Here is a 23,397-nt window from a genome sequence, read left to right on the forward strand (position 1 = left end):
TTTCTATTTACAACGGTTTTAATTGAGACGTATATATTGTTCTTGAAGTAGAGATTAAATAACTAATAGGGATTACAATAAATAAATAAGGTAAAATACCCCAACCGAATAATTCGATTCCCATAATAAATCCAGTTATTGGAATATTGGCAGCACTTGCAAACACAGCGATAAAGCCACAGGCAGCCGCTGTCGTAATAGAAAGTGTTAAGCCTTGATGAACTAGGACGTTTCCAAGACTTGCACCGATTTCAAATAATGGGGTGACTTCTCCCCCTTGAAATCCTGCAGCAAGTGTTAAGACGGTTGTCATTAATTTTTTTAAAAAGTCCCAATCAGAAGATTGTTCTGAAAAAGCTCGATCAAAAAGCTGCAGACTCAGCCCCTGATAATCTTCCAATTTGAAAAGGGTGATAATGAATATGAATATAACCGCTCCAATCGCACTGATTAAAATCGGTTTACTTATTAAGTCATGATAAACTTTTTTTAACATAGTAAGACTAAAAGTAAAAAGAAACGCGACTATCCCAGCTAGTATGCCCAATATGACTAAGGACAGTAAGTTTTTCAACGAAATGCGAGCCAGATTGACAGCGGGATACAATCGATGCGTCGCTCCCACTAATTCGCCTATCATATTTGAAAGGAAACTGGCATAAATAATGAGTAAGGGTTGTATCTTCGGAAGATGACGATAACGTGGTGCTTCATAAGCAAAAAATGTCCCAGCTAGCGGTGTGCCAAACGTTGCACTAAAACCTGCCGCTATGCCTGTCATCATGAGCAGGCGTTGATATCTTTTATCTTTCTCTAAGCCAAATCTCTTGGTAATGGCTTCAGCCACAGCTCCGCCCATCTGCACGGACGTCCCTTCTCTTCCTGCCGAACCACCAAGCAAATGAGTTAAAAGTGTTCCAAAGAGTGCGAGTGGTAACATACCGATTGGAATCCTATTTTGATGACCTCTAGCACGTTTTAATACAAGATTAACGCCTTCAGCCGCCATTTTATCATATTTTAAATAACAATATCTGGTTATCATACCACCAATCGGTAATAAATAAAGTAACCAGCTATGACGTAAACGTATGTCATTTACTAGCGTAAGACTATTCAAAAAGAAAGAAGCTAATCCCCCCATGATTATGCTAATCAAGGTAACAGAAAAAAATAGTTTGATGTATAGAGATACGTGTTGTCTCTGCACCGGCTTCCCTCCTCTAATAAAATAAAAACACCCTCTCTAGTTTATCAAAGAAAAGGGTGTTGTAAAGTTAATTTGTTATAGGAAGGGTCACTTTAAACGTGGTGCCATCTCCTAATTTACTTTTTAAATCAATACTTCCTTCCAACAATTCCACATAGTGTGCCACAATCGCAAGTCCCAGTCCAGAGCCACCAGTGTGTCGTTGGCGTGATTTACTAACACGATAGAAACGTTCGAATATCCGATTTTGCTCCTCTTCAGGTATACCACAGCCATCATCCGTCACCGTCAGGATTAATTCATTCTCATAAACCGTCGTTTGAATCTTAATCGTACCTGATTCGGCCGTATAAAGACATGCGTTTTCCAGAAGATTTTTAATAATGGGTTGTAAAAAAACAGATGGAAATAAGCAATGATGACTTTCATCATCTAGTTCTGGAATGACAGATAGATTTTTTTGTTTGATGAGTGGCTGATACAGATTGATTTCTTCTGTTATCAACTGCTCGATGGATTCTTTATGAGCTATCTGTTCGTCAAATGTTTCTACGGTTCGAGATAGTAACAACATATCTTGGATTAACCGTGATAAACGTTTCGCTTCTTTCTCTATAATTTGAACAAACTCGCGCGCTACTTCGGGTTCTTCTAGCGCACTATCTAACAATGTTTCTGAAAATCCAATAATTGAAGTAATCGGAGTCTTTAACTCATGTGATAGATTGCGGATGAAGTCGTGTTGAATTTGTTCTATTTTCCTTATAGGCGTTAAGTCGTAAAGCATTATAACATAATCATCTCGCTCAATAGCATTACTGGTATTCAACCATTTTAGCGATACATTTATGACTTGAAATTCTGGATAGTTAAGCGTGATTTCTTCTTCCCAATCTCGTCTTAAAGGTTTTAAGTTTGTTATCATCTCATCCAATTGCGCTTGAAGTCCATTTTGACGATACAACCACTTTTCTGACACAGAATTTTTCGTCACGCGCACGTCACCATTCAGTTGCTCGTGATGTACGATGATACCGATTGATAGGTGTTCTAATAAGAATGAAAACCGTTCTTCCGTAATGAGATTTTGATAATACATATCATTCGTTTCCTTCATCACATCATTTAAGACTTCGTAAAGTATGCCCCACTCTTGTGAGTTCTCACTTAATTCATGATGATTTTCAGGATGTGATAAAAAATCTTTTAAGATAGGAACGGCATATTGTAATGGGGCTTTTTTGTGTCGGTCAATAATCCAAAGTGAAAGAGACACGAGTAAAAACAATAAAATTTCGATGCCGATTAATGCATATTGAAATTGTTTCACTCTCTTGTTCGGTGTACGTAAGGGTTCACTAATGCGAACTATTCCTTGTAATTCGTGATTAAATTTTACTGGATAGGCTAAATAGACGTACGAGGTTGTTTGATGAACATTACGCACCGCACTTCCTCGTTCTTGATTTTGATTTAAAATGGCTTGTATTTCTGGTAGGAATCCTGTTTCCTGTTCATCTGTTCCTATTTTCTCACCTGTTGGGTCATAAAAATCAAGTTGTTGACTAGCAGCCAAGTAGCGTTTCGCTTTGTCTAAGTGATCAGTTTCCCATCGTTCACGGTTCTCTAGTTCTAAAACACGCACCATCCATTCGGCATCTCGAGTCAGCTGAGCTTGTTGATTTCCAAGTTGTTGTTGATTAAAAAAACGATTGGTTAAAATGACGCTTAGTAGAATAAGCATCATAAAACCAATCATATAAGTCATTTTCTTTCTCAGATGTCTTCGTTGATTCATATCGTCGGCTCCTGTAATTTATAACCAAACCCTCTAACAGTTATTAGGTATTCGGGGGTTTTCGGTGAATGTTCAATCTTTTCACGTAAATGGCTAATGTGAATATCAATCGTTCGAGAATGTTGGTAAAGTTCATCTTCCCAAAGCTGTTGAGCCAATGTATCACGATTGATAATCCGACCTTTTCGTTTCATAAAGTAGATAAGCAGTTCATACTCTTTTTTAGTTAATGATAGGGGGATATCATTTTTAAAAATAGTAAACTGTTCAGGATAAGCAATCAGTTCACCTACTATAATTGTGGGGGAATCATTAGTCGGTTTTACTGGTTGAGCCTTCTCTACTTGATAACGAGAACCACGTCTTTCAACTGCTTTAAGTCGTGCCATAAGTTCACGTGGGCTAAATGGTTTGGTTAAATAATCATCGGCGCCCATTTCTAAACCAATTATTTTATCAACAGTTTCATCTTTTGCGGTAAGCATTATAATGGGGGTTTTAATGTTTTGCGACCGCAATAATTGGGTGACTTCAAAGCCATCCATCATGGGTAACATTAAATCTAATATAATAAAATCAAATGAATGTTTTGACGCTGTGTCGTAAGCAGTTTGCCCGTCATGGACAACTGTAACCGTCATATTTTCTTTTTCAAGATGATATTTTAATAATGTCGTAATTGACGGTTCGTCATCCACAACTAAAATATGTTTCAAACTACTCACTCCTCTCAGATTGTCTTTTGTATTTCTATTATAGCATAGACAAGAGTGTCTGAGAAAATCTAGCGTGACCGTTATTTAATATTTCCGTCTACGTCACGTGTAACATCCATTGATGTAATTGGAATATAGTTTAATTTTTCTACAACATTCTTTTGCACGTCGTCTGATAGAATGTAGTCGATAAATTCATTAACTTCTGGTTTTGCATCTTTTTGCGTGTACATATGCTCGTATGACCAGATTTTCCAATCATTTGTTGCAACATTTTCAGTTGTTGCTTCAACGCCGTCTACTTTTAACGTCGTTAGCGTATCATCTAAGTACGAGAAAGCAAGATAGCTGACAGCACCAGGTGTTTCAGCAACGATTTTTTTAACCGTACCTGATGAATCTTGTTCTTGTGAGGCAATCGATTGAGCACCGTCCAACGCCCATTTTTCAAAAGTAGCACGTGTTCCACTACCTTGAGCCCGGTTAACGACAAGTATCTCTTGGTCTTTTCCACCTAAATCTTTCCAATTCGTTACTTTACCAGTAAACACATCTATCAGCTGCTCGGTAGTAAGATTTTCAACACCTACATCCTTATTAACAACTGGTGCCATTCCGACTACGGCAATTTGATTATCGACTAATTCACTCGCATCAATGCCATCTTTTTCTTCCGCAAAAATATCTGAGTTACCGATATCAACTGCACCTGCTACAATTTGACTCAATCCTGTCCCACTTCCGCCACCTTGGACGACAATCGTGTAATTCGGATTATCTGTCATGTAAATATCAGCAATATTTTCAACTAACGGTTGGAGTGCTGTTGAACCGACCGCACTTATTTCAATTTTTTCATTACCATTGCTTGCTGATTTACTGCCATCTGTTGTTGGTTCATCTGTTTTACCAGCACTATTACAACCAACCATGGCAAGTGTAACACCAACTAATAGTGTTACGATACTTAATTTTTTCATAACTAAATGAGTCTCCTTTATTCTATGTTATCTAAGTGATATATCTCAACCACATCTTTATCATAACGCGCCTATGTAAATTCTAATGCCAAACTATTGTAAATTTTTTGTAAAGATTAAAAGCATTTATGTAAAGAATGAAAAACAGGAGAGTTATCCACTCTCCTGTTTGGTTACGTTTCGTTAGTTTTTTCGTTCTAATTGTTGTTTAATACCTGTAATTTCTTCTTTTTGACCCGTGAAAATTAAATGGTCGTCCAGCTCAATTATCGTATTCCCGTGCGGTGTTAAGAGTTGATTTCCTCTTCTAATATTACTAATTGTCATCGCATCGACAAATGGTAACTGCTTAATCGGAATACCAGCGTAGCGACTATTTTTAACCGTTGCTTCATATAAACCTGTTTCTGTATCATCAATAATTTTCATAATCGACGGCGTTTCTACCATCGTGCGTAACAAACTAGCTTGTGCATCAAATGTACTAAAGATTTCAATGCCATAATCACTTAGTTCACTATAGGTATCTTCTACAATATTATTAGTTTCGAAATGAACGATAACTCGCTCAATCCCTCGTTCTTTTGCTAACCGTGCCATTTGACTTTCATTATCCGTATCGTCGTAATTAATAATTAAAACATCGGTCGTTGTAGGCGTTAAATGTTCAGGAAAGTGCTCAACCATGGAACTAACTAACTGCACGCGTCCTTCACTATTGAAAGTATGATAGGCTTGTTCATCATCTGTGAGAAGATTGACCTCATAGTTTTTCTTTAACAGCTCATTGGCTACCGCCATCGTTAATGAATTGGTACCAATAATACTAACTCGAGTTGGGCGATTTTCCGTTGGTTCTTTTTGATATAGTTTATTATAGAAAAGTGGGAAAAACACACAAGTTAAAACAGAAGCTAAAATCAACGCACCCTTTTCGTTGTCATTCACTGCCCCCACTTGCTCGGCCACTTCCAAAATTGGAAGAATAAGCGTTAAAGTAGTAGCAGATAAAAAAGTCCCTGCCCAGGCATTGGCGCGTTTAAAATGACGGTTTAAAATCGGAATAACCAATATTCTCGTTAAGAAAAATGAAATAAAGAATAATGGAATAAGTAATAACGTTTTGGCATCTGAAAAAATAGAAGATAAATCTAACTTAACACCTGTCACGATAAAGTAAATCGGAATAAAAAATCCATAGCCAAAAGAATCCAGTTTTTCAACTGTACTTTCACGTGGTTTTAATAGTTTCATTACAATCCCAGCTAAAAAGGCGCCTAAAACACTTTCAGCTCCAGTTCCTTCAGCAACTGCGACCAGCGTCAAAATAATAAAGAAGGCTAAACGAATATCGAGTTGCGTGGTAACTTTATCGATTTCTTCAAAAAACGTATAAACTTTCTTAAAACGTAATAATAGGGCTGCTACACCTAATATTAAAAGAATCATCCATAAATTACTATCGGCCGAGCCAAATACGGAAGAATAAACCGTTAATAAGACCAATGGCGTAATCTCACCTAAAACTGCAATCAGAAGTATAGTTTGTCCAAAAGGCTGGCTGAGAAGTTCTCTTTCTTTTAGTGAAGCAATCACAATTCCTAAGGCAATAGAGGTGAAAATAATAAATAACAACCAGTAGTCTTCAAATAAACCACTAAAATGAAAAAAGTAACTGACAGCAAACGATAAGACTAGCATAGTCAAATATGCTGTCAGAGCTATCTTCAACGGATTGACTGCTTTCGTATCATCATCGGATGTCTCTTCTTTCTTTTTAAATAAAGAAAAGTCAATTTCCATCCCACTAAGAAATACTAAGAATACGACCCCAAAAGATGAAAATATCTCCAAATAATCCCCAATTTCAATAATATTTAAAACGCTCTTTCCTAAAATAATTCCGACAATAATTTCTGCAACAATCGATGGAAAGACATTAATTTTAAATTTCCCCATCATAAGTGGAATTAGAAGCGCCGCTAGTAACACAATGACCAATGGTAATTTTTCCATATCAAACGTCCTTTCTTATTTTCTTAACAAGTTACGTGAATTCGTATAAAAAGTCAAACAAAAAGAAGAGTCTTGCAGGGCATAAAGCATAGACTCTTCTTTCTATTAATGATTAGGACAATGACACACCATACGATGAAAAGCCGGTTGTAACGGTCGATTATTGTGCGTACTTTGTAAAAAATCTTTTAGCTGTAAAAATAAATGCGGCTGTATATGATAAATATCATCCATTACGAGCCATTTCACACCACTAACTGTAGGAGGCGTCGTTAAGGAGCCATGATAATAATAGAAACTTGGTGACACAGGTAATAACATACGTGGATCAAAAGATATGTTGTCAGCTGACTCGTACCAATGTTGTTCTTCGGATAGACCTGTATCAAACAAACCTGCTATTGTTTCGCTCTGATTATATAAACAGCCGATTACAAGTAACTCATCTTGTTGGTTACGATGTACGAAATGAAACTCGATTTCGCTAGCCTTATCATCCAATGTATGCTCACTTGGAATATGAAAGTGAATATCTTCTAAGATATAAGTGACATCTTGCCAAACTATCGTATTCTCTTGATGTGTTGGTAGTAAATGTAACGTATAGGTTTGTAAGGATTTTTCAAAAATGGTCGCTTGATAATGGAAAGTCAAGGAATCGGGTAAAGCTCCAGATGTTAGTTCGTTTTTGCCTAACGCAATTGGCGATTGAAGCGGTTCTGCTCCGGCCTTTTTAAAATCGTCTGTCAAGGTCGCCCACCTTTCGGGTCCATTATTATGATAATCCCATGGGAGTATTAAATTTGAAGCGGTACTTTTCATAATCCTCACTCATTTCATTTTAGCGTTACAGGGCATTCCATTCTTGCGGGTTTTCGCGCCACTGCATAAGTAATTTTAACTCATTTTCTGAAATAACGCCATTTTCACGTGCGACTTCAATGAGAGTTGAATACTGCGTGAGGGTTACAAACGCCATATTTTTATCAGAAAACTGCTTTGTTGCTTGTGCTAATTCATAAGTGAAGATAGCAGCAACGCCTAAAACTTTCCCACCGGCATTTTCTACAGCATCTGTCGCTTCTAAGACACTTCCCCCTGTTGATATTAAGTCTTCAATGACGACCACACGTTGTCCTTCATGTAGCACTCCTTCAATTTGATTGCCTTTTCCGTGTTTTTTAGCACTGCTTCGAATATAAATCATCGGCAAATCTAAAATTTCCGCTACCCACGCTGCATGTGGGATACCTGCCGTAGCCGTTCCAGCAACGACATCGATTTCTCCATATGTATCTTGAATGAGCTGCGCCAATCCTTGTGCTATTTGACGACGAACTACTGGATAGCTCATCGTCACTCGATTGTCACAATAAATAGGACTTTTCAAGCCACTTGCCCAAGTAAAAGGCGCTGTAGGGCTTAAACTAACCGCTTTAATATCAAGTAAATGTTTGGCAATTTCTTTGGCATTTGTCATATTATTTCACTCCATTCCATTCTTCTGTGATGCGTTGATAAGCAGCATACGGATCTGTCGCCTGTGTGATAGGACGGCCTACCACGATATAATCTGAACCGATACGTCTAGCCTGTTTAGGTGTAACAACACGTTTTTGGTCGCCTTGTTGACTATCAGTCGGACGTATACCCGGTGTCAAGCAAACAAATGATTCCCCTATATGATTTTTTAACATCTCAACTTCTAACGCAGAACAAACCACGCCATCTAATCCGCTTTTTTTCACCTGTGTCGCATAATGTAACACACTTTCATTTAGAGACATCTTTATTCCCTGATCAGCTTGCATCATTTCTTCGCTAGTTGAGGTTAATTGAGTAACTGCCAGCAAAATAGGTACTTTTTGTTTTGACTGCGAGCCGGCATGGAGTCCTGCTAAAGCCGCTTCCATCATAGCGACTCCTCCTGCCGCATGAACGTTCGTCATCGTCACACCTAACTTTGCGATTCCTTTCATAGCAGACTGAACTGTATTGGGAATGTCATGTAGTTTTAAATCTAAAAAGACATCGTGCCCTTTTTCTTTTAACAAGTGAACAATTGACGGCCCTTCTTGGTAAAACAACTCCATACCGACTTTTACAAAGAGTGATAGGTCATCAGGAAATTGACTAAGAAATCTCAGGACTTCTTTTTGGTTAGGAAAATCAAGAGCGATAATCGGTCTGTGCATATTAACGTGCCTCCTTAACTTCAGCAATTAATTGTTCGATGCTTTCAATGCCTAACTCGTCCATTCTCTGAGGTAAAGCATCGATTAACTTCGGACAGATATAAGGGTCTGTAAAATTTGCTGTCCCCACAGCGACAGCGCTTGCTCCTGCAAGGAACATCTCAAGTACGTCATCGACTGTCATAACGCCTCCCATTCCAATAATTGGAATAGAAACTGCATGAGAGACTTGGTGGATTAACCGAATCGCTACAGGTTTAATACCTGGTCCTGACAATCCCCCCGTTTGATTGGCTAAAACAGGTTGACGTGATTTTAAATCTATTCTCATTCCTAAGAGCGTATTAATCATGGTTATTCCATCAGCACCAGCCGCTTCTACTGCTTTTGCAATCGGCACAATATCGGTAACGTTCGGTGACAGTTTCACATAGACGGGTACCTTTGCGACCGCCTTAACTGCTTTCGTTAACTCTCCAGCTACTTGCGCATCTGTTCCAAACGTAATCCCGCCACATTTTACATTGGGACAGGAAATGTTTAATTCAATCGCTTTGACGTTTGGCGCATCGCCAATGCGACGACATACTTCAACGTAATCTTCCGTCGTATAACCTGCGACATTTGCAATAATCGGCACATCATATTGTTCTATCGCAGGTAATTTTTCATTCATAATCACATCAAGCCCCGGATTTTGTAAGCCAATAGCGTTCAACATACCGCTTGGTGTTTCTGCTACACGCGGAGTCGGATTTCCTGCTCGTGGTTCGAGAGTAGCCGCTTTGACCATAATCGCACCTAACTGACTGATATCGTAGTATTTGGCATATTCTTCGCCAAATCCAAAACAACCACTAGCTGGTATAATCGGATTTTTAAGAGAGAGTCCCGGTAATTCTACTTTTAGTCGGTTCATAATACTACCTCCCCTGCTTTAAAAACAGGCCCTTGATCACAAACTTTTTTCGTTGTAACAGACCCGTCTGCTTGCTTCACTTGACAATTACAAGCGTAACAAGCTCCCATACCGCAAGCCATTCGTTCTTCCATAGAAACATAGGCACGCGGATGATAACCAAACGAGTCTGAAATCAGTTTTAACATCCCTTTGGCACCGCAAGCGTATATAGCACTGTATTCGGTCGGATTTTCTTCTAAATGTTTGGCGAGTAATTGTCCAACATGACCATTAAATCCGTAAGAACCGTCATCTGTTGCAATAAGGGTGTCTCCGAATTGACGAAATGCTTCTTCATAGTACACTACTTTTTCTGTTGCAAATCCAAGTAAGCTGGTGACCTTAGCGCCTCTTAAATAAGCTTGTTTAGCAACTTCATGTAAAGGCGGAACCCCGATTCCACCACCTACAATCAGAATTTCTTCTCGTTCACTAATATCCTCAACCGGAAAACCTTTACCAAGTGGTCCCATAATATCAATCGTATCGTCTGCGACTAAAGTGCTCATCGCGCGTGTACCGTCACCGTCTGCTCGATAAATAATCGTACAAGTTTGCTCTTGATGATTAATATCAGCGATACTAATAGGACGTCTCAACAGTAAATCGGCTCTTGGAGCTAAACAATGTAAAAATTGTCCGGGCGTGTTCATTTCTGTAACTAATTCACCTGTCATTACCATTTCATATATATTATGAGCAATTAAACGTTGTGATACGACTTTCATCAATTCTTGTTTCATCTCTTTTGTCTCCTTACATATTATAATGCTTGAACACTCATGCGTTGTGATACCATCACACTCAAAATGGCTTTGGCTGTATCTAAAGATGTCAGCAAAGGAACACCGTTTTCAACTGCTGTTCGTCGAATCATAAAGCCGTCTGATGCACCTGTTCTTTTTTTATCCATTGTATTGACAACGACCTGGACTTTTCCAGTTCGAATGACGTCGACAACGGTCTCTTCCGCTTCTTGACTAACCCTAGCTACTACGGTCGTACGTAAGCCATTCTCATTTAAAAAGCGACTTGTGCCGGCTGTAGCATAGAGTTCATAACCAATTGCATCAAATTCTTTGGCTATTTCTAAAGCCTCAGCTTTCGTTTCATCGGCAATGGTCATTAATACGGCACCTGTCTCAGGTAAATGCATACCGCTCGCTTCAAATGCTTTATACAATGCTTTTTCTAATGTGCGATCTGTTCCCATTACTTCCCCAGTAGATTTCATTTCAGGACCTAAATAACTATCGACCGCTTGTAACTTTTCAAACGAAAAAACAGGTGCTTTAACAGAAACAAGTTCCTGATTCGGATACAATCCAGTTTGATACCCCATATCGATTAAGCGCTCGCCCAAAATTGCTCGAGTGGCAATTTGAGCCATTGGAATATCGGTCACTTTACTTAAGAAAGGTACCGTTCGACTCGCTCGAGGGTTAACTTCAATGACATAAACCTCTTCTCCGTCTATGACAAATTGGATGTTCATGATTCCTAAACAGTTTAGTCCTAATGCTAATTTTTCAGTATACGCTTCAATTTTAGCGACAACTTTTTCTGAGAGTCTTTGCGGTGGATAGACCGCCATAGAATCTCCTGAGTGAACACCTGCTCGTTCCACATGTTCCATAATACCAGGGATTAATACCGTCTTGCCGTCACAAATCGCATCGACTTCACACTCTAGTCCGGTAATATATCGGTCAATAAGGATAGGGTGATCTGGTGAGGCTTTAAAAGCGTCTATCATATAAGCCCGTAAATCTTCCTTATTATCGACAATTTCCATCGCTCGACCACCTAACACATAACTTGGCCGAACTAATACGGGATAACCAATTTTTTTAGCTATCTCAAGCGCCGTTTCCGTCTTCATTGCCGTACTACCTAATGGTTGTGGAATGTTTAATGCTTGTAAGGCTTGTTCAAATAAATCGCGATTTTCCGCTCGGTCTAAATCTTCAATACTCGTTCCCATAATTTTTACACCAGCTCGATGTAAAGGTTCTGCCAGATTAATCGCTGTTTGACCACCAAATTGCACGATGACCCCTTCAGGCTGTTCCAATTCAATGACATTCATGACATCTTCAAACGTTAAAGGTTCAAAGTAAAGTTTATCGGAGATAGAAAAGTCCGTCGATACAGTTTCCGGATTGCTATTCATAATAATTGCTTCATAACCAAGTGATTGTATCGCTTTAACGGAGTGAACCGTCGCGTAGTCAAATTCGACTCCCTGTCCAATCCTTATCGGTCCAGAACCTAAAACTAAGATGGATGGTCGTTCAGAACGCGTACTTTCTTGTTCTTGTGCATACGTACTATAAAAGTAAGGCGTTGCTGAATCAAATTCTCCCGCACATGTATCAACCATTTTATAGGTTGGTAAGACGTTTTCTTTTTTACGCAAGTCGCGAATGACCTGCTCATCCGTTTCCCACATTTGGGCAATAATTTCATCAGTTAAGCCGTAGCGTTTTGCTTTCTTTAATATGCTACTATCAAAAGGCTTAACCTTTAGTTCTTCTTCTATTTCAATAATATGCGCTAAGACATCTAAAAAGTATAAGTCGATCTTAGTTAATTGATTTAACTCTTCAATTGTATAGCCACGCTTTAGCGCCTCAACCAAGTAGAAAAGACGGTCATCTTGCGGTTTAATCATTTTTATAATTAAGTCATCGTCACTCGCTTCTTGTGCTTCTGGAAGATCGAGATGCTTCATGCCAATTTCTAATGAACGCACTGCTTTTAAAAGAGATTCTTCTAACGTTCGTCCCATCGCCATTACTTCGCCAGTCGCTTTCATTTGTGTTCCTAAACGACGTTCCCCTTTATCAAATTTATCAAAAGGCCAACGTGGGATTTTACTGACAACATAGTCTAATGTGGGTTCAAAAGCGGCGTATGTCGTTTGAGTAACGGGATTCTTGATTTCATCTAATGTCAATCCAACAGCGATTTTTGCTGCTAGTTTGGCAATTGGATAGCCTGTTGCTTTACTAGCTAAGGCTGAAGAACGACTCACTCTTGGATTAACTTCAATGACATAGTAGTTAAAACTGTCAGGGTCTAAAGCTAATTGTACATTACAGCCCCCTTCAATTTCTAAGGCACGTATGATTTTTAATGACGCGTCACGGAGCAGTTGATGCTCGACGTCCGTTAAAGTTTGACTTGGTGCAAAAACAATGGAATCGCCTGTGTGAATACCGACTGGGTCAAAATTTTCCATATTACAAACCACAATCGCATTGTCAGCTGCATCGCGCATGACTTCGTATTCAATCTCTTTATAACCTGCGATACTTTTTTCGATGAGGCACTGAGTGGCTGGCGACAGTTTTAAGCCATTCTTCGTAATAGCAATCAAGCTCTCTTCATCATCGCACATTCCACCACCTGTTCCTCCCAGAGTAAATGCAGGTCGTACGATGAGTGGATAACCGATTTCATTAGCAAATGCTAACGCTTCTTCGACTGTCGTTACAATCGTACTTTCTGGTATCGGCTGCTCCAACTCTTCCATAAGTTGTTTAAAAAGGTCGCGATATTCTGCTTGATCAATCGCCGATAATTTTGTTCCAAGCAATTCCACATCATATTGTTCTAAAATCCCCGCTTTTGATAACGCCATAGCCATGTTTAAACCAGTTTGTCCACCAAGTGTTGGTAGAAGCGCATCGGGACGCTCCTTGCGAATAATGGCTGAAACAAATTCTAGTGTGATTGGTTCAATATAAACTCGGTCAGCGATTTCTTTGTCGGTCATAATCGTTGCAGGATTTGAATTAATAAGAACAACTTCATACCCTTCTTCTTTTAACGATAGACAGGCTTGCGTTCCAGCATAGTCAAATTCTGCTGCTTGTCCGATAACGATTGGGCCAGAGCCAATTACTAATATTTTCTTGATGTCATTTCTTTTAGGCATGTGTTTGCTCCTTCCAACTTTCAATCAAACTCATAAAATCGTCGAATATCGTAAGGGTATCGTGTGGACCTGGTGCAGCGTCTGGATGAAACTGTACACTGAATACTGGTAACTCTTGATGTTTTACCCCCTCCACACTTCCGTCATTAAGATGTTCATAGGTTAATAATAGTGGTGTCTCTCTTAAACTATCTTTCGCTACAACATATTGATGATTTTGAGAAGTAAAACGAACATCACCTGTAGCAATTTCTCTAACAGGATGATTACCACCACGATGACCAAATGATAAAGGTTCTGTTTTTGCCCCATTAGCTAAACAAAGTAGTTGGTGTCCTAGACAGATACCAAACATTGGAAAGCGTTGCTGTAATGTTTGAATAACCGGTAAAACAGTGGGTAAAGCAGCTGGATTTCCCGGTCCATTACTTAATAATATGCCGTCTGGACTCATACTAGCAATTTCCTCGGCTGATGTATGATAAGGCACGACGGTAATATCACATTGACGTTTGTTTAATTCTCTGAGTATGCTGTGTTTTAAACCGAAATCCATTACAACAATTTTTTTACCTGTTCCCGGACTGGGATAAGCAGTTTTCGTTGAAACTTCAGCAACGGTCTGTGTTGGTAAAACAGTCGCTCTTAATTGATCTAACGCATGTTCTAGGTCGACCCCTTCATTGATAAACGTCGCTTTTAAAGTACCGTTCGCACGAATACGTTTAGTTAATGCACGTGTATCAATTTCAGCAATCCCAGGAATCCCTCGTTGCTTAAGAAAATCATCCAGTGAAAGATGATGACGCCAGTTAGATGGTCGACGAGCTAATTCATTCACTACGACACCTTTACAACTTGGTTGAATCGATTCGGAATCATCTCGATTAATTCCTACATTACCGATCAGAGGGTATGTAAAGACAACAATCTGACCGTTAAAACTTTGGTCGGTAATCGTTTCTTGATAGCCTGTCATACACGTCGTAAAAACTAATTCACCTGTTGTAGGTTTAAGAGAACCAAACGCTTTGCCTTCTAAAACCGTTCCATCTTCTAATAGTAAAAATCGTTTCATGACCGTTCCTCCTGTTCACCCCAAACTTTTTGACCGTTTGAGAAAGTGTATAGAACTTGTCCCGTCACCGTTTGATTTAAAAATGGCGTATTATGTGACTTAGAAGCAAAGTCCTGTTCGTTAATTTCATATTGTTTTTCAACATCTAACACAGTAATATCTGCACGTGCACCAATATCTAGCGTTCCCACTGGTAGCTTAAATAATCGAGCTGGTTTGTATGTCAGCCAATCAATCACTTGTTGCAATGTGAAAATCCCAGTTTTTACAAAGTGATGATTCATCAAGGCAAATGCCGTTTCACTTCCCACAATTCCAAAAGGCGCTTCTGTCATGGAAAGAGCTTTTTCATCAGCATGATGTGGCGCATGGTCAGTCGCTAAACAGTCGATTGTTCCATCGAGTAGACCTTCAATTAAAGCTAACCGGTCTTCTTCCGCACGTAAAGGTGGATTCATTTTAAACTGACTATTATCCGATGTAATGGCAGCATCTGTTAAAATCAAATGATGTGGACAGACTTCTGCTGTTACATTGACCCCTGCTCGTTTAGCATCTCGTATGACTCGAACACTTTCTTTGGTTGAAACATGACAAACATGATAATGAACGCCAGTTTCTTCCGCAAGTAAACAATCACGAGCGATTTGAGATGATTCTGTTGCGCTTAAAATGCCAGGCAGACCAAGCTTTTCCGATTGAGCGCCGTGATGCATACATCCGCCAAAGAGAAGTGATTCATCCTCTGTATGTGCGACAATACTCATCTCTAACTCTTTCGCTTTCTTCATTGCTAGATACATCGTGCCAGCTGTTTGGACTCCCACACCATCATTCGTGAAGGCAAAAGCACCAGCTTCTTTTAAAGCGGCCATATCCACTAGCGTTTCACTTCTTAGGCTTTTGGTAATCGGAGCATACTGGCGAACGTCGATAACAGCATCTTTTTCAATACGTTGCTCAATATCTAAAAAGTCCGAAACATTATCTGGGACGGGATCAAGATTAGGCATCGCACAGACTGTAGTAAAGCCTCCACGAGCGGCAGCAAGACTTCCCGTCTGTATGGTTTCTTTATGCGTGAAACCTGGTTCACGAAAATGGACGTGAACGTCGACAAACCCAGGAGCAATTAACTTATCAGCACAATCAATAATTTCTAGATTTCCGTTAATTCTAACATCTTCAAGTGCTAGTCCCTTCGCTCTAATTTTTCCATCTTCTATTAGTAAATCAGTTGCCACCCATTCATTATGTCCATTTAAACAAAAGCCGTTTTTCAATAAAATTGCCATGTCTTAAGCCTTCCCTTCTAAGATTGCTTCTAATATTGCCATTCTCATAAATACGCCGTTCGTCATTTGCATGACGATCCGCGAAGATAACGATTCAACTAAACTATCCGCTAATTCAACATCTCGATTGACAGGAGCTGGATGCATGATAATCGCATGTTTTGCCATATGACTTGCTCGCTCCTCTGTTAAACCGTACGCTTGGTGATAAGCTTCCTTATCAAATAACTCGGTCCCGTCATGCCGTTCATGTTGTACACGCAAGAGCATGATGACATCCATGTTAGGCACTAACTCATCCAATGCCATAAACGTTCCAAATGCTTCATATTGTGCGTCGTACCATTCATCAGGTCCAGAGAAGAAGACATTAGCTCCTAATCGCTTAAGCATTTGCATATTTGATTTTGCCACGCGCGAGTGCGTAATATCGCCGACTATCGCGACATTAAGTCCTTTAAAACGACCAAACTCTTCATAAATCGTCATCAAGTCTAACAAACACTGTGTTGGATGCTGCCCACTTCCGTCGCCTCCGTTGATTAAACTACATCGAATGGTTTTACTTTCCATTAATTGATGATAGTAGTTTTCTTCTGAATGACGAATCACACACACATCGACACCAATCGCTGACATTGTTAAAACCGTATCATAGAGGGATTCCCCTTTATTAACTGAGCTTGTAGACGTGTCAAATTCAATCACATTTAATCCCATCTTGCGCTCAGCCATGTCGAAACTCTTATGCGTTCGCGTACTATTTTCAAAAAATAAGTTTGCGGCATAATAATCGCGTTTCAATTTAGGCGAAGCCACACCTTGTTTAAACTGTTGCGCACGACGAATCAACCCTAATACTTCTTGATTATTAAGTGCTTCGACAGTTAATAAATGTTTTAAACTTACTTGTTCTCGATTGATAATCACAATGATGTCATCCTCTCTGATTCGTTATTCTTTTTCGCTCGCTGCTTCTTCCGGTAAAATTAGATTTAAAATAATCCCAAATAATGTTGCAAGTGCCATTCCTTGTAATTCAAAAGTTCCTACTTTAAAGATTAACCCGCCAATTCCTACTACTAAAATAACTGATGCAATAATAAGGTTGCGTTTTTTATCAAAATCAATTTTTTGTTCAATCAGAATTTTTAATCCACTAGAAGCAATGACGCCAAACAAGATAAAGCTAATACCTGATATAACTGGACTTGGAATACTATGGATGACTGCGCTAACCTTACCAACAAAACTTAAAATCATAGCTAAGACGGCTGCTCCTCCAATAACAAAGACACTATGAATTCTAGTGATTGCTAGGACACCAATGTTTTCTCCGTAGCTCGTCACAGGTGGTCCACCCACTAAACCAGCCGTGATTTGAGCAAGTCCATCACCAAGTAGCGTGCGATGTAAACCAGGGTTTTGGAAAAAATCACGTTTTGTTAAACGGTTTAAGACGGTGATATGCCCCATATGTTCTGTCATTGTCACAAACGCAATCGGTGCCATCATTAAGATGGCGCTCCACTGAATCCCTTTGCTTCCCTCTAATAAGATAAAATGAAAATCAGGTGCTTGTATCCATGCGGCATTTTTGATAATACTCAAGTCTACAATGCCAAAACCTAGTGCAACAAAGTAGCCACTGACGATACCTAGTAGTATCGGAATTAATCCTAGAAACCCTTTTAAAAACATATTAAAAATAATGGTAAGTCCCAGTGTTATTAATGCGACCATGATATATTTTGGACTGTAATCACCATTGATATCAAACATCGCATTATTAGCTGCATTAGCAGCTAAACCAAGACCGATAACCATAATAACAGGCCCAACGACGATGGGAGGTAATAGCTTTTCTATCCAATCTGCTCCATGTCGCTTTATAATCATCGCCACGATGATATAGACAAGTCCCGTCGTTATAGCACCTTGCGCTACTGCAGCGTAGCCAGCATCGGGGTCTTTTAAAAGTAACGTCATTGCTGGTATAAAGGCAAAACTGCTGCCAAGATAAGCAGGGATTTTTGCCCCAGTCGCGATAATATAAACCATTGTTCCAATACCTGAACTAAATAGAGCAACACTTGGATCGATTCCGACTAGAATTGGCACTAAAACAGTCGCACCGAACATCGTAAATAAGTGCTGAAAGCTAAGTAATAACCACTGACTCGCTTTCGGTTTATCTTGTATATCCAATACAGCATCTGGATTTCTAAATGATTGTGTTGTTTTCATAATATCCTCCTTCATAATAAAAAAAGCAGCCTCTATCAATAGAGACTGCTCAAATTAAACCTACTCATCCTGTCAGTAAGTTAATGGTCGCTTTTTTGCGTCTCTCTGTACTCAATTAAAAAGCAAGCTATTCAAATTTATTTCGCGATGGTTACACCATCTTCTCCGTCAATTTCTTTCATCTTAACAATAATTTCTTCATCTAGGGATGTTGGAATATTTTTTCCAACAAAATCCGCACGAATTGGTAATTCACGGTGGCCTCGATCGACTAAAACAGCGACCGATATTTTTTCAGGGCGACCGATATCCATGAGCGCATCTAGTGCCGCACGAATCGTTCTACCTGTAAACAAGACATCATCTACTAAGATGACTTGTTTTCCTTGAATATCAACAGGAATATTAGTCCCGTTCACTTGGGCATCTCTATCTGATTTTCCTGGCTTATCATCTCGATATAACGTAATATCTAACTCACCAACTGGGATTTTCTTTCCTTCTAACTGTTCCAAACGATCAGCTATTCGATTAGCTAAAAAGATTCCTCGTGTTTTAATGCCCACTAACACAATGTCATCGATGCCTTTATTTCTTTCAATAATTTCATACGTGATACGTGTTAACGCGCGTGTCATCGTCATCTCGTCTACCACTTTCTTTGTCATCTCATTTCCCCCTAATCTTTATAATAAAAAAATCCTACTTCGCTGTGAAGTAGGATGGACGTTTAAACATTGAGAATAGTGCATACTTAGAGTATCTCTAAGGTACAAACTAATCGTGTCGTGTCTTTCCTTGTTAGCCTCACAGGACCACTTTAAAGGATTTCTATTTGATTAAAATTATCATACCTGTTTTTCATCTAAATTGCAAACTATTTTGCTAAGTTTTTTAAAGCTGATTCAAAATATGTTGGTAAAGGAGCTTCAAAATAAAGTGTTTCATTCGTTCTCGGATGAGTAAATCCTAGTGTCGCAGCATGTAAATACTGTCCTGCTCCTTCTAAAGTGACGTTAGGTCCATATACAGGATCACCTGCAATAGGATGTTCAATATACGCCATATGCACACGTATCTGATGTGTCCGTCCTGTTTCTAAACGACAGCGACACAGTGTATAGTCTTGGTACCGCTCCATTACTTGAAAATGTGTGACGGCAGGCTTTCCAGACTCAATGACGGTTTGAGTGACGCGATTGTGTGGATCTCGACCGATAGGAGCATCAATCTTACCTCGCTCGTGCACAATGACACCATGAGCCAAGGCAATATACTCTCGCTTGACAGTATGTGCTTGTAATTGTTGTTGTAGCCCTCTTAACGTCACGTCATTTTTCGCCACCATTAACAATCCTGACGTATCTTTGTCAATCCGATGAACAATCCCCGGACGGACGACATCGTTTATACTAGCAATATCTCGCGAATGATAAAGAAGCGCGTTTACTAATGTACCAGAGGCATGACCCTTTGACGGATGAACAACCATTCCTTGTGGTTTATTCACGACAAGTAAATCGTCATCTTCGTACACGATGTCTAGTGGAATATCTTCAGGTTCAACTGTTAACTTTTCTGGTGAAGGTCTTGAGATGACAATTTTATCTCCGGTAGCAACCTTATAACGAGCCGCAACAGGCATATCGTTTACTGTCACATATCCAGCTTTCAACCATTGTTGGATTTGTGAGCGGGAATAATCACTATACGTATCCGCTAACACCTTATCAAGACGTCCCTTTTCATCACTAATGATTAATTCTAATTGTTCTAACATTTTTTATCCTACCATTTCTAATGCGTCATCTAACATAATATAAATAAAAACACAGATAACGCCAATCGTTAAAGCGACGTCTGCAATATTAAATATTGGAAAATTCATGAAATTTGTTTGAAACATATCCACAACATAATTTAAACGTAAACGGTCAATAAAGTTCCCTAATGCGCCACCAATAATTAAACTAAGGCCAATCGTTAGCCATTTAGACTCATAACGATATTTAATTAAGATAAACGATGTCGCTCCAACAGTTAAAAAAGTGACGAGATAAAAGAACCACATTTTCCCTTCTAATATACTCCAGGCTGCGCCTTCGTTGTGAATGTTTGTCAGTGACAAAATGGGATTATTGTCAAATAGCGTTTCACCGTAGCCAATATGTTCTGTTACCCAAAACTTTAACCACTGGTCTAACCCTATAACGATTGCGATAATTAATAAAAACCACATATATGCTTCCTCAATTTCTCCATTCATTTTGAAAAACATCTTTTGGACGAATGATACCCAATAAATTACCATTAGGCTTACCATCACGTGTGATAAGAACCGCCTCTAAAGAAGGATTTGTATGAAACCAACGCGTCACTTCATATACAAATGTCGTAGCAGAAGCAAAGCGAAAATTTTGACTACGACGGTCGCTAATCAAAACATCTTTCGCGTGTAAACCGCCGATTTGTAAACAATCATTTTTATGTTGCTTTGCCATCCAAATACCTAGTCCATGCGCCGTAATCAAGCCTAAAAATGTCCCTTTACGATAAATAGGGAATTGTGAGTAACCATGTTGCGCTACAATTTTTAGTAGCTCAGTCAGCGGTATATCTTCTTCAAATCCTGTTACATACTTCTCGTAACGAGGTAAAACCATCTCTGGATGGGTTAAGCGTTTTTCAATTTCGATGAGACGATTGAGCACCCATTCATTTGGCTCGGCTATCACAAAATCTGGTGAAATACGATCATGAATAATAGCATTTCGTAATTGTGCAATCTGCAATAAATCATCTTCATACTCTTCAATAACGCTAATCTTTTGCTTACTTGCTCTTCGCACTAACTCTGAAAAACCAAAGCGTTCATCTCCAGGTAATTCTTTTTGTAACCATTTTTCAATACGATTAAAACTAGCTAAGAACTCATCTGAAGCTAAGGTCACTTTTCAGCCACTTCTTCCATAATGTAGAATTTCTTACCCATTAACCAAATGAAAACGCCATAAAAGGCTACTAAAGCTATTGCGAATACCCATGATTTAAATAGTAAAGGAATAATAAAAATCAAGGTAAAGTAAGTCACATAAAAATTAAAGACGACAGGGTTCATATGAACATCAAAAGTACGATCTTGATGTTCTTCTGTGACATCAAAGACTTCACTTTTTAAAATACCATAAACTACTTGTAATTTGTCCCCCGATTCAACGTCGACTTCTATCGTTTCTTCTGGTGAAATCGTAGCAATTTTTTGATTGTTTTTTAATACGTTAATCGCAGAACCTATCCCCATATAACCTGCTTTTCGTTTTAAATTTATTTTCATATTATCACCTTTTCTTACAATATCATGTATCGTTATTATCATAACGTTAAAAGCAAAAAAAGCCAAGTAGAAATTGATAATCTACTTGGCGTGTAAGCCCTATTTTTTATTTTCGTGTGACAACGGTCGTTTTCTCAGTCATTTTAACCCATGTTTTTTTGATTTGTGAGGGATAAAACGAAACAAACTTACCGCAAACATACCCTAATTTATAACTCCACTCTCTCCATGACTGCACCATTATCACATCCTGTACACGTATTCAACACCATCATTATAGCAAAAAATGAGATGTTGTTAACAAGTTGTTAGACTTTGTAATATAATTTATTCTGTCTGTAACATAGATGTCACAAACAGGATAATGTTGTGCTACCAATAGGTTTCATCATTGACCTTTCTCGAAATTACTTCTATAATGAAAAGGTACGATACTTTTAATTGGAGGAATGTAAAATGATAAAAGGTAGAGTGAAATGGTTCGATGCCAAAAAAGGATACGGATTCATTACTTATCACGAAGATGAGGACGTTTTTGTTCATTTTACAGGAATCTTAGGTGATGGTTTTAGAACGTTAAAAGAAAACCAGCCCGTTTCTTTTGATATTGTTGAAGGTCGACGTGGTGAACAAGCGACAAATGTAGAAATATTAGATTCAGATTCTGAAAGTCTTTAAAAAAGACATGGGACTCATCCCATGTCTTTTCTATTTATTATAATACCTTGAAAATTATTGTTGTCCGATAATGCTTCTATAAGTTTTACTTGCTGTTTCTTTAACATTAGCATGGTCATCGTCGCGCCATCATGTTGAGTAATAGTAACTGAAAAGTTTAAAACATCGATGCTTTTGATATGATAAATTTCAATAATTTGAGTATTTTTCTTTAACAATGGCACTGTTTTAATAATTTTTTCAGTGACAATCAAATAACGCTGAGTTCCTACTACAAAAGAAATCAGACTAGCTGTTCCTAATAGAATGGTATAGATATTTACTCGAATTAATTCTAATTGAATAATCAGCGCTAAACAACCTAATAATATCGTATAAGACCAATAGACGATACTCGTCGCCCATTCTGGCTGCCAGTATATTTTAACTGTGCTGTTTTTCTTATTCACGCGTCTTCCTCACCTTTTCTCATTCTATTATATCTTAACATAGCGACATTAGACTGACACGCAAAAAGGAGTAAATTATGTTAAAAATCTATGTTGATGCAGCCACAAAAGGCAATCCAGGTCCTAGTGGTATTGGAATCGTCCTGATTGGCGATCATAATCTATACGAGCAACATGCTATTCCTATTTCTGATAGGGGCAACCACGAAGCAGAGTTTAGAGCGGTTGAATGGGCGTTGGAATATGTCTTAAATCGACAATGGGAAAATCAAACGATTTTTATGTTCACAGATAGTAAAGTAGTCAGTCAAGTGATTGAGCGAGGTCATACTAAAAATCAACATTTTGCACCCTATTTACAACGTATCAATCATATGATAGACCACTGTCATCTCTTTATTTTGCAATGGATTCCTGAAAAGCAAAATAAAGGCGCTGATAACTTGGCTCGACAAGCCTTGAATAAAAAATGAATTTACATTATTTCTTTCATTTCC

24 protein-coding genes are annotated in these 23,397 nt (G+C 38.7%); 2 read left to right on the forward strand and 22 right to left on the reverse strand.

All coding sequences use genetic code 11. From position 1 onward, the window contains the following. Positions 1 to 7: 7 nt before the first annotated feature. The 21 genes from CBF33_RS02080 to CBF33_RS09650 form a co-directional block, all read right to left on the reverse strand. Positions 8 to 1,210 carry a chloride channel protein gene (locus CBF33_RS02080; RefSeq protein WP_126761140.1) on the reverse strand — a complete coding sequence of 401 codons (1,203 nt, stop codon included), beginning with the start codon at positions 1,208 to 1,210 and terminating at the stop codon, positions 8 to 10. Positions 1,211 to 1,277: 67 nt separating this feature from the next. Next, positions 1,278 to 3,008 (reverse strand): sensor histidine kinase, encoded by a 1,731-nt coding sequence (locus tag CBF33_RS02085; protein WP_126761142.1) that lies wholly within the window; start codon positions 3,006 to 3,008, stop codon positions 1,278 to 1,280. Next, positions 3,005 to 3,724, reverse strand: a complete 720-nt coding sequence (locus CBF33_RS02090) for a response regulator transcription factor (protein WP_126761144.1) — start codon at positions 3,722 to 3,724, stop codon at positions 3,005 to 3,007. The genes CBF33_RS02085 and CBF33_RS02090 overlap by 4 nt, the downstream gene beginning before the upstream one ends. An 80-nt stretch (positions 3,725 to 3,804) precedes the next feature. Beyond that, positions 3,805 to 4,704 carry a phosphate ABC transporter substrate-binding protein PstS family protein gene (locus CBF33_RS02095; protein WP_126761148.1) on the reverse strand — a complete coding sequence of 300 codons (900 nt, stop codon included), beginning with the start codon at positions 4,702 to 4,704 and terminating at the stop codon, positions 3,805 to 3,807. A 183-nt stretch (positions 4,705 to 4,887) separates the two neighbouring features. Further along, entirely contained in the window at positions 4,888 to 6,720 is a 1,833-nt protein-coding gene (locus CBF33_RS02100; protein WP_126761150.1) for a cation:proton antiporter family protein, read from the reverse strand. 105 nt (positions 6,721 to 6,825) lie between these two features. Next, positions 6,826 to 7,542, reverse strand: coding sequence for a carbonic anhydrase family protein (locus tag CBF33_RS02105; RefSeq protein WP_126761152.1), 717 nt, complete (start codon positions 7,540 to 7,542; stop codon positions 6,826 to 6,828). A gap of 25 nt (positions 7,543 to 7,567) precedes the next feature. Further along, positions 7,568 to 8,200, reverse strand: a complete 633-nt coding sequence (gene pyrE, locus CBF33_RS02110) for an orotate phosphoribosyltransferase (RefSeq protein WP_126761154.1) — start codon at positions 8,198 to 8,200, stop codon at positions 7,568 to 7,570. 1 nt (position 8,201) lies between these two features. Beyond that, entirely contained in the window at positions 8,202 to 8,915 is a 714-nt protein-coding gene (pyrF, locus tag CBF33_RS02115) for an orotidine-5'-phosphate decarboxylase (RefSeq protein ID WP_126761156.1), read from the reverse strand. Between the two features lies 1 nt (position 8,916). Further along, a complete protein-coding gene (locus CBF33_RS02120; protein WP_126761158.1) occupies positions 8,917 to 9,834 on the reverse strand; it encodes a dihydroorotate dehydrogenase in 918 nt (305 codons plus the stop codon). Beyond that, positions 9,831 to 10,619, reverse strand: coding sequence for a dihydroorotate dehydrogenase electron transfer subunit (locus CBF33_RS02125; RefSeq protein WP_126761160.1), 789 nt, complete (start codon positions 10,617 to 10,619; stop codon positions 9,831 to 9,833). Before CBF33_RS02125 ends, CBF33_RS02120 begins: the two co-directional genes overlap by 4 nt. A 20-nt stretch (positions 10,620 to 10,639) precedes the next feature. After that, positions 10,640 to 13,819 (reverse strand): carbamoyl-phosphate synthase large subunit, encoded by a 3,180-nt coding sequence (carB, locus tag CBF33_RS02130; protein WP_126761162.1) that lies wholly within the window; start codon positions 13,817 to 13,819, stop codon positions 10,640 to 10,642. Further along, a complete protein-coding gene (locus tag CBF33_RS02135; protein WP_126761164.1) occupies positions 13,812 to 14,897 on the reverse strand; it encodes a carbamoyl phosphate synthase small subunit in 1,086 nt (361 codons plus the stop codon). Before CBF33_RS02135 ends, carB begins: the two co-directional genes overlap by 8 nt. Further along, complete coding sequence (locus CBF33_RS02140; RefSeq protein ID WP_126761166.1) at positions 14,894 to 16,192, reverse strand: dihydroorotase; 1,299 nt, start codon at positions 16,190 to 16,192, stop codon at positions 14,894 to 14,896. The genes CBF33_RS02135 and CBF33_RS02140 overlap by 4 nt, the downstream gene beginning before the upstream one ends. 3 nt (positions 16,193 to 16,195) lie before the next feature. Further along, positions 16,196 to 17,122 carry an aspartate carbamoyltransferase catalytic subunit gene (locus tag CBF33_RS02145; RefSeq protein WP_126761168.1) on the reverse strand — a complete coding sequence of 309 codons (927 nt, stop codon included), beginning with the start codon at positions 17,120 to 17,122 and terminating at the stop codon, positions 16,196 to 16,198. 24 nt (positions 17,123 to 17,146) lie between these two features. Then, the gene (locus tag CBF33_RS02150) at positions 17,147 to 18,439 is read right to left on the reverse strand and encodes a solute carrier family 23 protein (RefSeq protein ID WP_126761170.1); all 1,293 of its coding nucleotides are present in this window, start codon (positions 18,437 to 18,439) and stop codon (positions 17,147 to 17,149) included. 137 nt (positions 18,440 to 18,576) lie between these two features. Further along, complete coding sequence (gene pyrR, locus CBF33_RS02155) at positions 18,577 to 19,107, reverse strand: bifunctional pyr operon transcriptional regulator/uracil phosphoribosyltransferase PyrR (protein ID WP_126761172.1); 531 nt, start codon at positions 19,105 to 19,107, stop codon at positions 18,577 to 18,579. Positions 19,108 to 19,316: 209 nt separating this feature from the next. Next, positions 19,317 to 20,219: an RluA family pseudouridine synthase gene (locus CBF33_RS02160; RefSeq protein WP_126761174.1), complete on the reverse strand. Its 903-nt coding sequence runs from the start codon at positions 20,217 to 20,219 to the stop codon at positions 19,317 to 19,319. Positions 20,220 to 20,222: 3 nt separating this feature from the next. After that, positions 20,223 to 20,705: a signal peptidase II gene (gene lspA, locus CBF33_RS02165; RefSeq protein ID WP_235047333.1), complete on the reverse strand. Its 483-nt coding sequence runs from the start codon at positions 20,703 to 20,705 to the stop codon at positions 20,223 to 20,225. Beyond that, entirely contained in the window at positions 20,689 to 21,390 is a 702-nt protein-coding gene (locus CBF33_RS02170) for a CBS domain-containing protein (protein ID WP_126761177.1), read from the reverse strand. Before CBF33_RS02170 ends, lspA begins: the two co-directional genes overlap by 17 nt. Next, on the reverse strand, positions 21,387 to 21,773 hold the full coding sequence (locus CBF33_RS02175; protein WP_126761179.1) for a hypothetical protein: 387 nt from the start codon (positions 21,771 to 21,773) through the stop codon (positions 21,387 to 21,389). The genes CBF33_RS02170 and CBF33_RS02175 overlap by 4 nt, the downstream gene beginning before the upstream one ends. 106 nt (positions 21,774 to 21,879) lie before the next feature. After that, positions 21,880 to 22,014: a hypothetical protein gene (locus CBF33_RS09650; protein ID WP_023606256.1), complete on the reverse strand. Its 135-nt coding sequence runs from the start codon at positions 22,012 to 22,014 to the stop codon at positions 21,880 to 21,882. A gap of 215 nt (positions 22,015 to 22,229) precedes the next feature. On the opposite strand from CBF33_RS09650, the gene CBF33_RS02180 reads away from it, so the two are divergent. Then, positions 22,230 to 22,451 (forward strand): cold-shock protein, encoded by a 222-nt coding sequence (locus CBF33_RS02180; protein WP_126761181.1) that lies wholly within the window; start codon positions 22,230 to 22,232, stop codon positions 22,449 to 22,451. Between the two features lie 14 nt (positions 22,452 to 22,465). On the opposite strand, the gene CBF33_RS02185 is transcribed toward CBF33_RS02180, so the two are convergent. Further along, a complete protein-coding gene (locus CBF33_RS02185) occupies positions 22,466 to 22,900 on the reverse strand; it encodes an EbsA family protein (RefSeq protein WP_126761183.1) in 435 nt (144 codons plus the stop codon). Between the two features lie 77 nt (positions 22,901 to 22,977). Between CBF33_RS02185 and CBF33_RS02190 the strand changes: the two genes are divergently transcribed. Then, a complete protein-coding gene (locus CBF33_RS02190; protein ID WP_126761185.1) occupies positions 22,978 to 23,373 on the forward strand; it encodes a ribonuclease HI family protein in 396 nt (131 codons plus the stop codon). Positions 23,374 to 23,397: the final 24 nt, after the last annotated feature.

Source organism: Vagococcus lutrae (assembly GCF_003987555.1).
Lineage (GTDB): Bacteria > Bacillota > Bacilli > Lactobacillales > Vagococcaceae > Vagococcus_A > Vagococcus_A lutrae.

What these genes read in the sequence shown, in the direction of transcription:
- CBF33_RS02085 (WP_126761142.1), bottom strand. Translation starts at nt 3,008, where the DNA reads ATGAATCAACGAAGACATCTGAGAAAGAAAATGACTTATATGATTGGT.
- CBF33_RS02095 (WP_126761148.1), bottom strand. Translation starts at nt 4,704, where the DNA reads ATGAAAAAATTAAGTATCGTAACACTATTAGTTGGTGTTACACTTGCC.
- CBF33_RS02100 (WP_126761150.1), bottom strand. Translation starts at nt 6,720, where the DNA reads ATGGAAAAATTACCATTGGTCATTGTGTTACTAGCGGCGCTTCTAATT.
- CBF33_RS02105 (WP_126761152.1), bottom strand. Translation starts at nt 7,542, where the DNA reads ATGAAAAGTACCGCTTCAAATTTAATACTCCCATGGGATTATCATAAT.
- pyrE (WP_126761154.1), bottom strand. Translation starts at nt 8,200, where the DNA reads ATGACAAATGCCAAAGAAATTGCCAAACATTTACTTGATATTAAAGCG.
- pyrF (WP_126761156.1), bottom strand. Translation starts at nt 8,915, where the DNA reads ATGCACAGACCGATTATCGCTCTTGATTTTCCTAACCAAAAAGAAGTC.
- CBF33_RS02120 (WP_126761158.1), bottom strand. Translation starts at nt 9,834, where the DNA reads ATGAACCGACTAAAAGTAGAATTACCGGGACTCTCTCTTAAAAATCCG.
- CBF33_RS02125 (WP_126761160.1), bottom strand. Translation starts at nt 10,619, where the DNA reads ATGAAACAAGAATTGATGAAAGTCGTATCACAACGTTTAATTGCTCAT.
- carB (WP_126761162.1), bottom strand. Translation starts at nt 13,819, where the DNA reads ATGCCTAAAAGAAATGACATCAAGAAAATATTAGTAATTGGCTCTGGC.
- CBF33_RS02135 (WP_126761164.1), bottom strand. Translation starts at nt 14,897, where the DNA reads ATGAAACGATTTTTACTATTAGAAGATGGAACGGTTTTAGAAGGCAAA.
- CBF33_RS02140 (WP_126761166.1), bottom strand. Translation starts at nt 16,192, where the DNA reads ATGGCAATTTTATTGAAAAACGGCTTTTGTTTAAATGGACATAATGAA.
- CBF33_RS02150 (WP_126761170.1), bottom strand. Translation starts at nt 18,439, where the DNA reads ATGAAAACAACACAATCATTTAGAAATCCAGATGCTGTATTGGATATA.
- pyrR (WP_126761172.1), bottom strand. Translation starts at nt 19,107, where the DNA reads ATGACAAAGAAAGTGGTAGACGAGATGACGATGACACGCGCGTTAACA.
- CBF33_RS02160 (WP_126761174.1), bottom strand. Translation starts at nt 20,219, where the DNA reads ATGTTAGAACAATTAGAATTAATCATTAGTGATGAAAAGGGACGTCTT.
- lspA (WP_235047333.1), bottom strand. Translation starts at nt 20,705, where the DNA reads ATGAATGGAGAAATTGAGGAAGCATATATGTGGTTTTTATTAATTATC.
- CBF33_RS02175 (WP_126761179.1), bottom strand. Translation starts at nt 21,773, where the DNA reads ATGAAAATAAATTTAAAACGAAAAGCAGGTTATATGGGGATAGGTTCT.
- CBF33_RS09650 (WP_023606256.1), bottom strand. Translation starts at nt 22,014, where the DNA reads ATGGTGCAGTCATGGAGAGAGTGGAGTTATAAATTAGGGTATGTTTGC.
- CBF33_RS02180 (WP_126761181.1), top strand. Translation starts at nt 22,230, where the DNA reads ATGATAAAAGGTAGAGTGAAATGGTTCGATGCCAAAAAAGGATACGGA.
- CBF33_RS02190 (WP_126761185.1), top strand. Translation starts at nt 22,978, where the DNA reads ATGTTAAAAATCTATGTTGATGCAGCCACAAAAGGCAATCCAGGTCCT.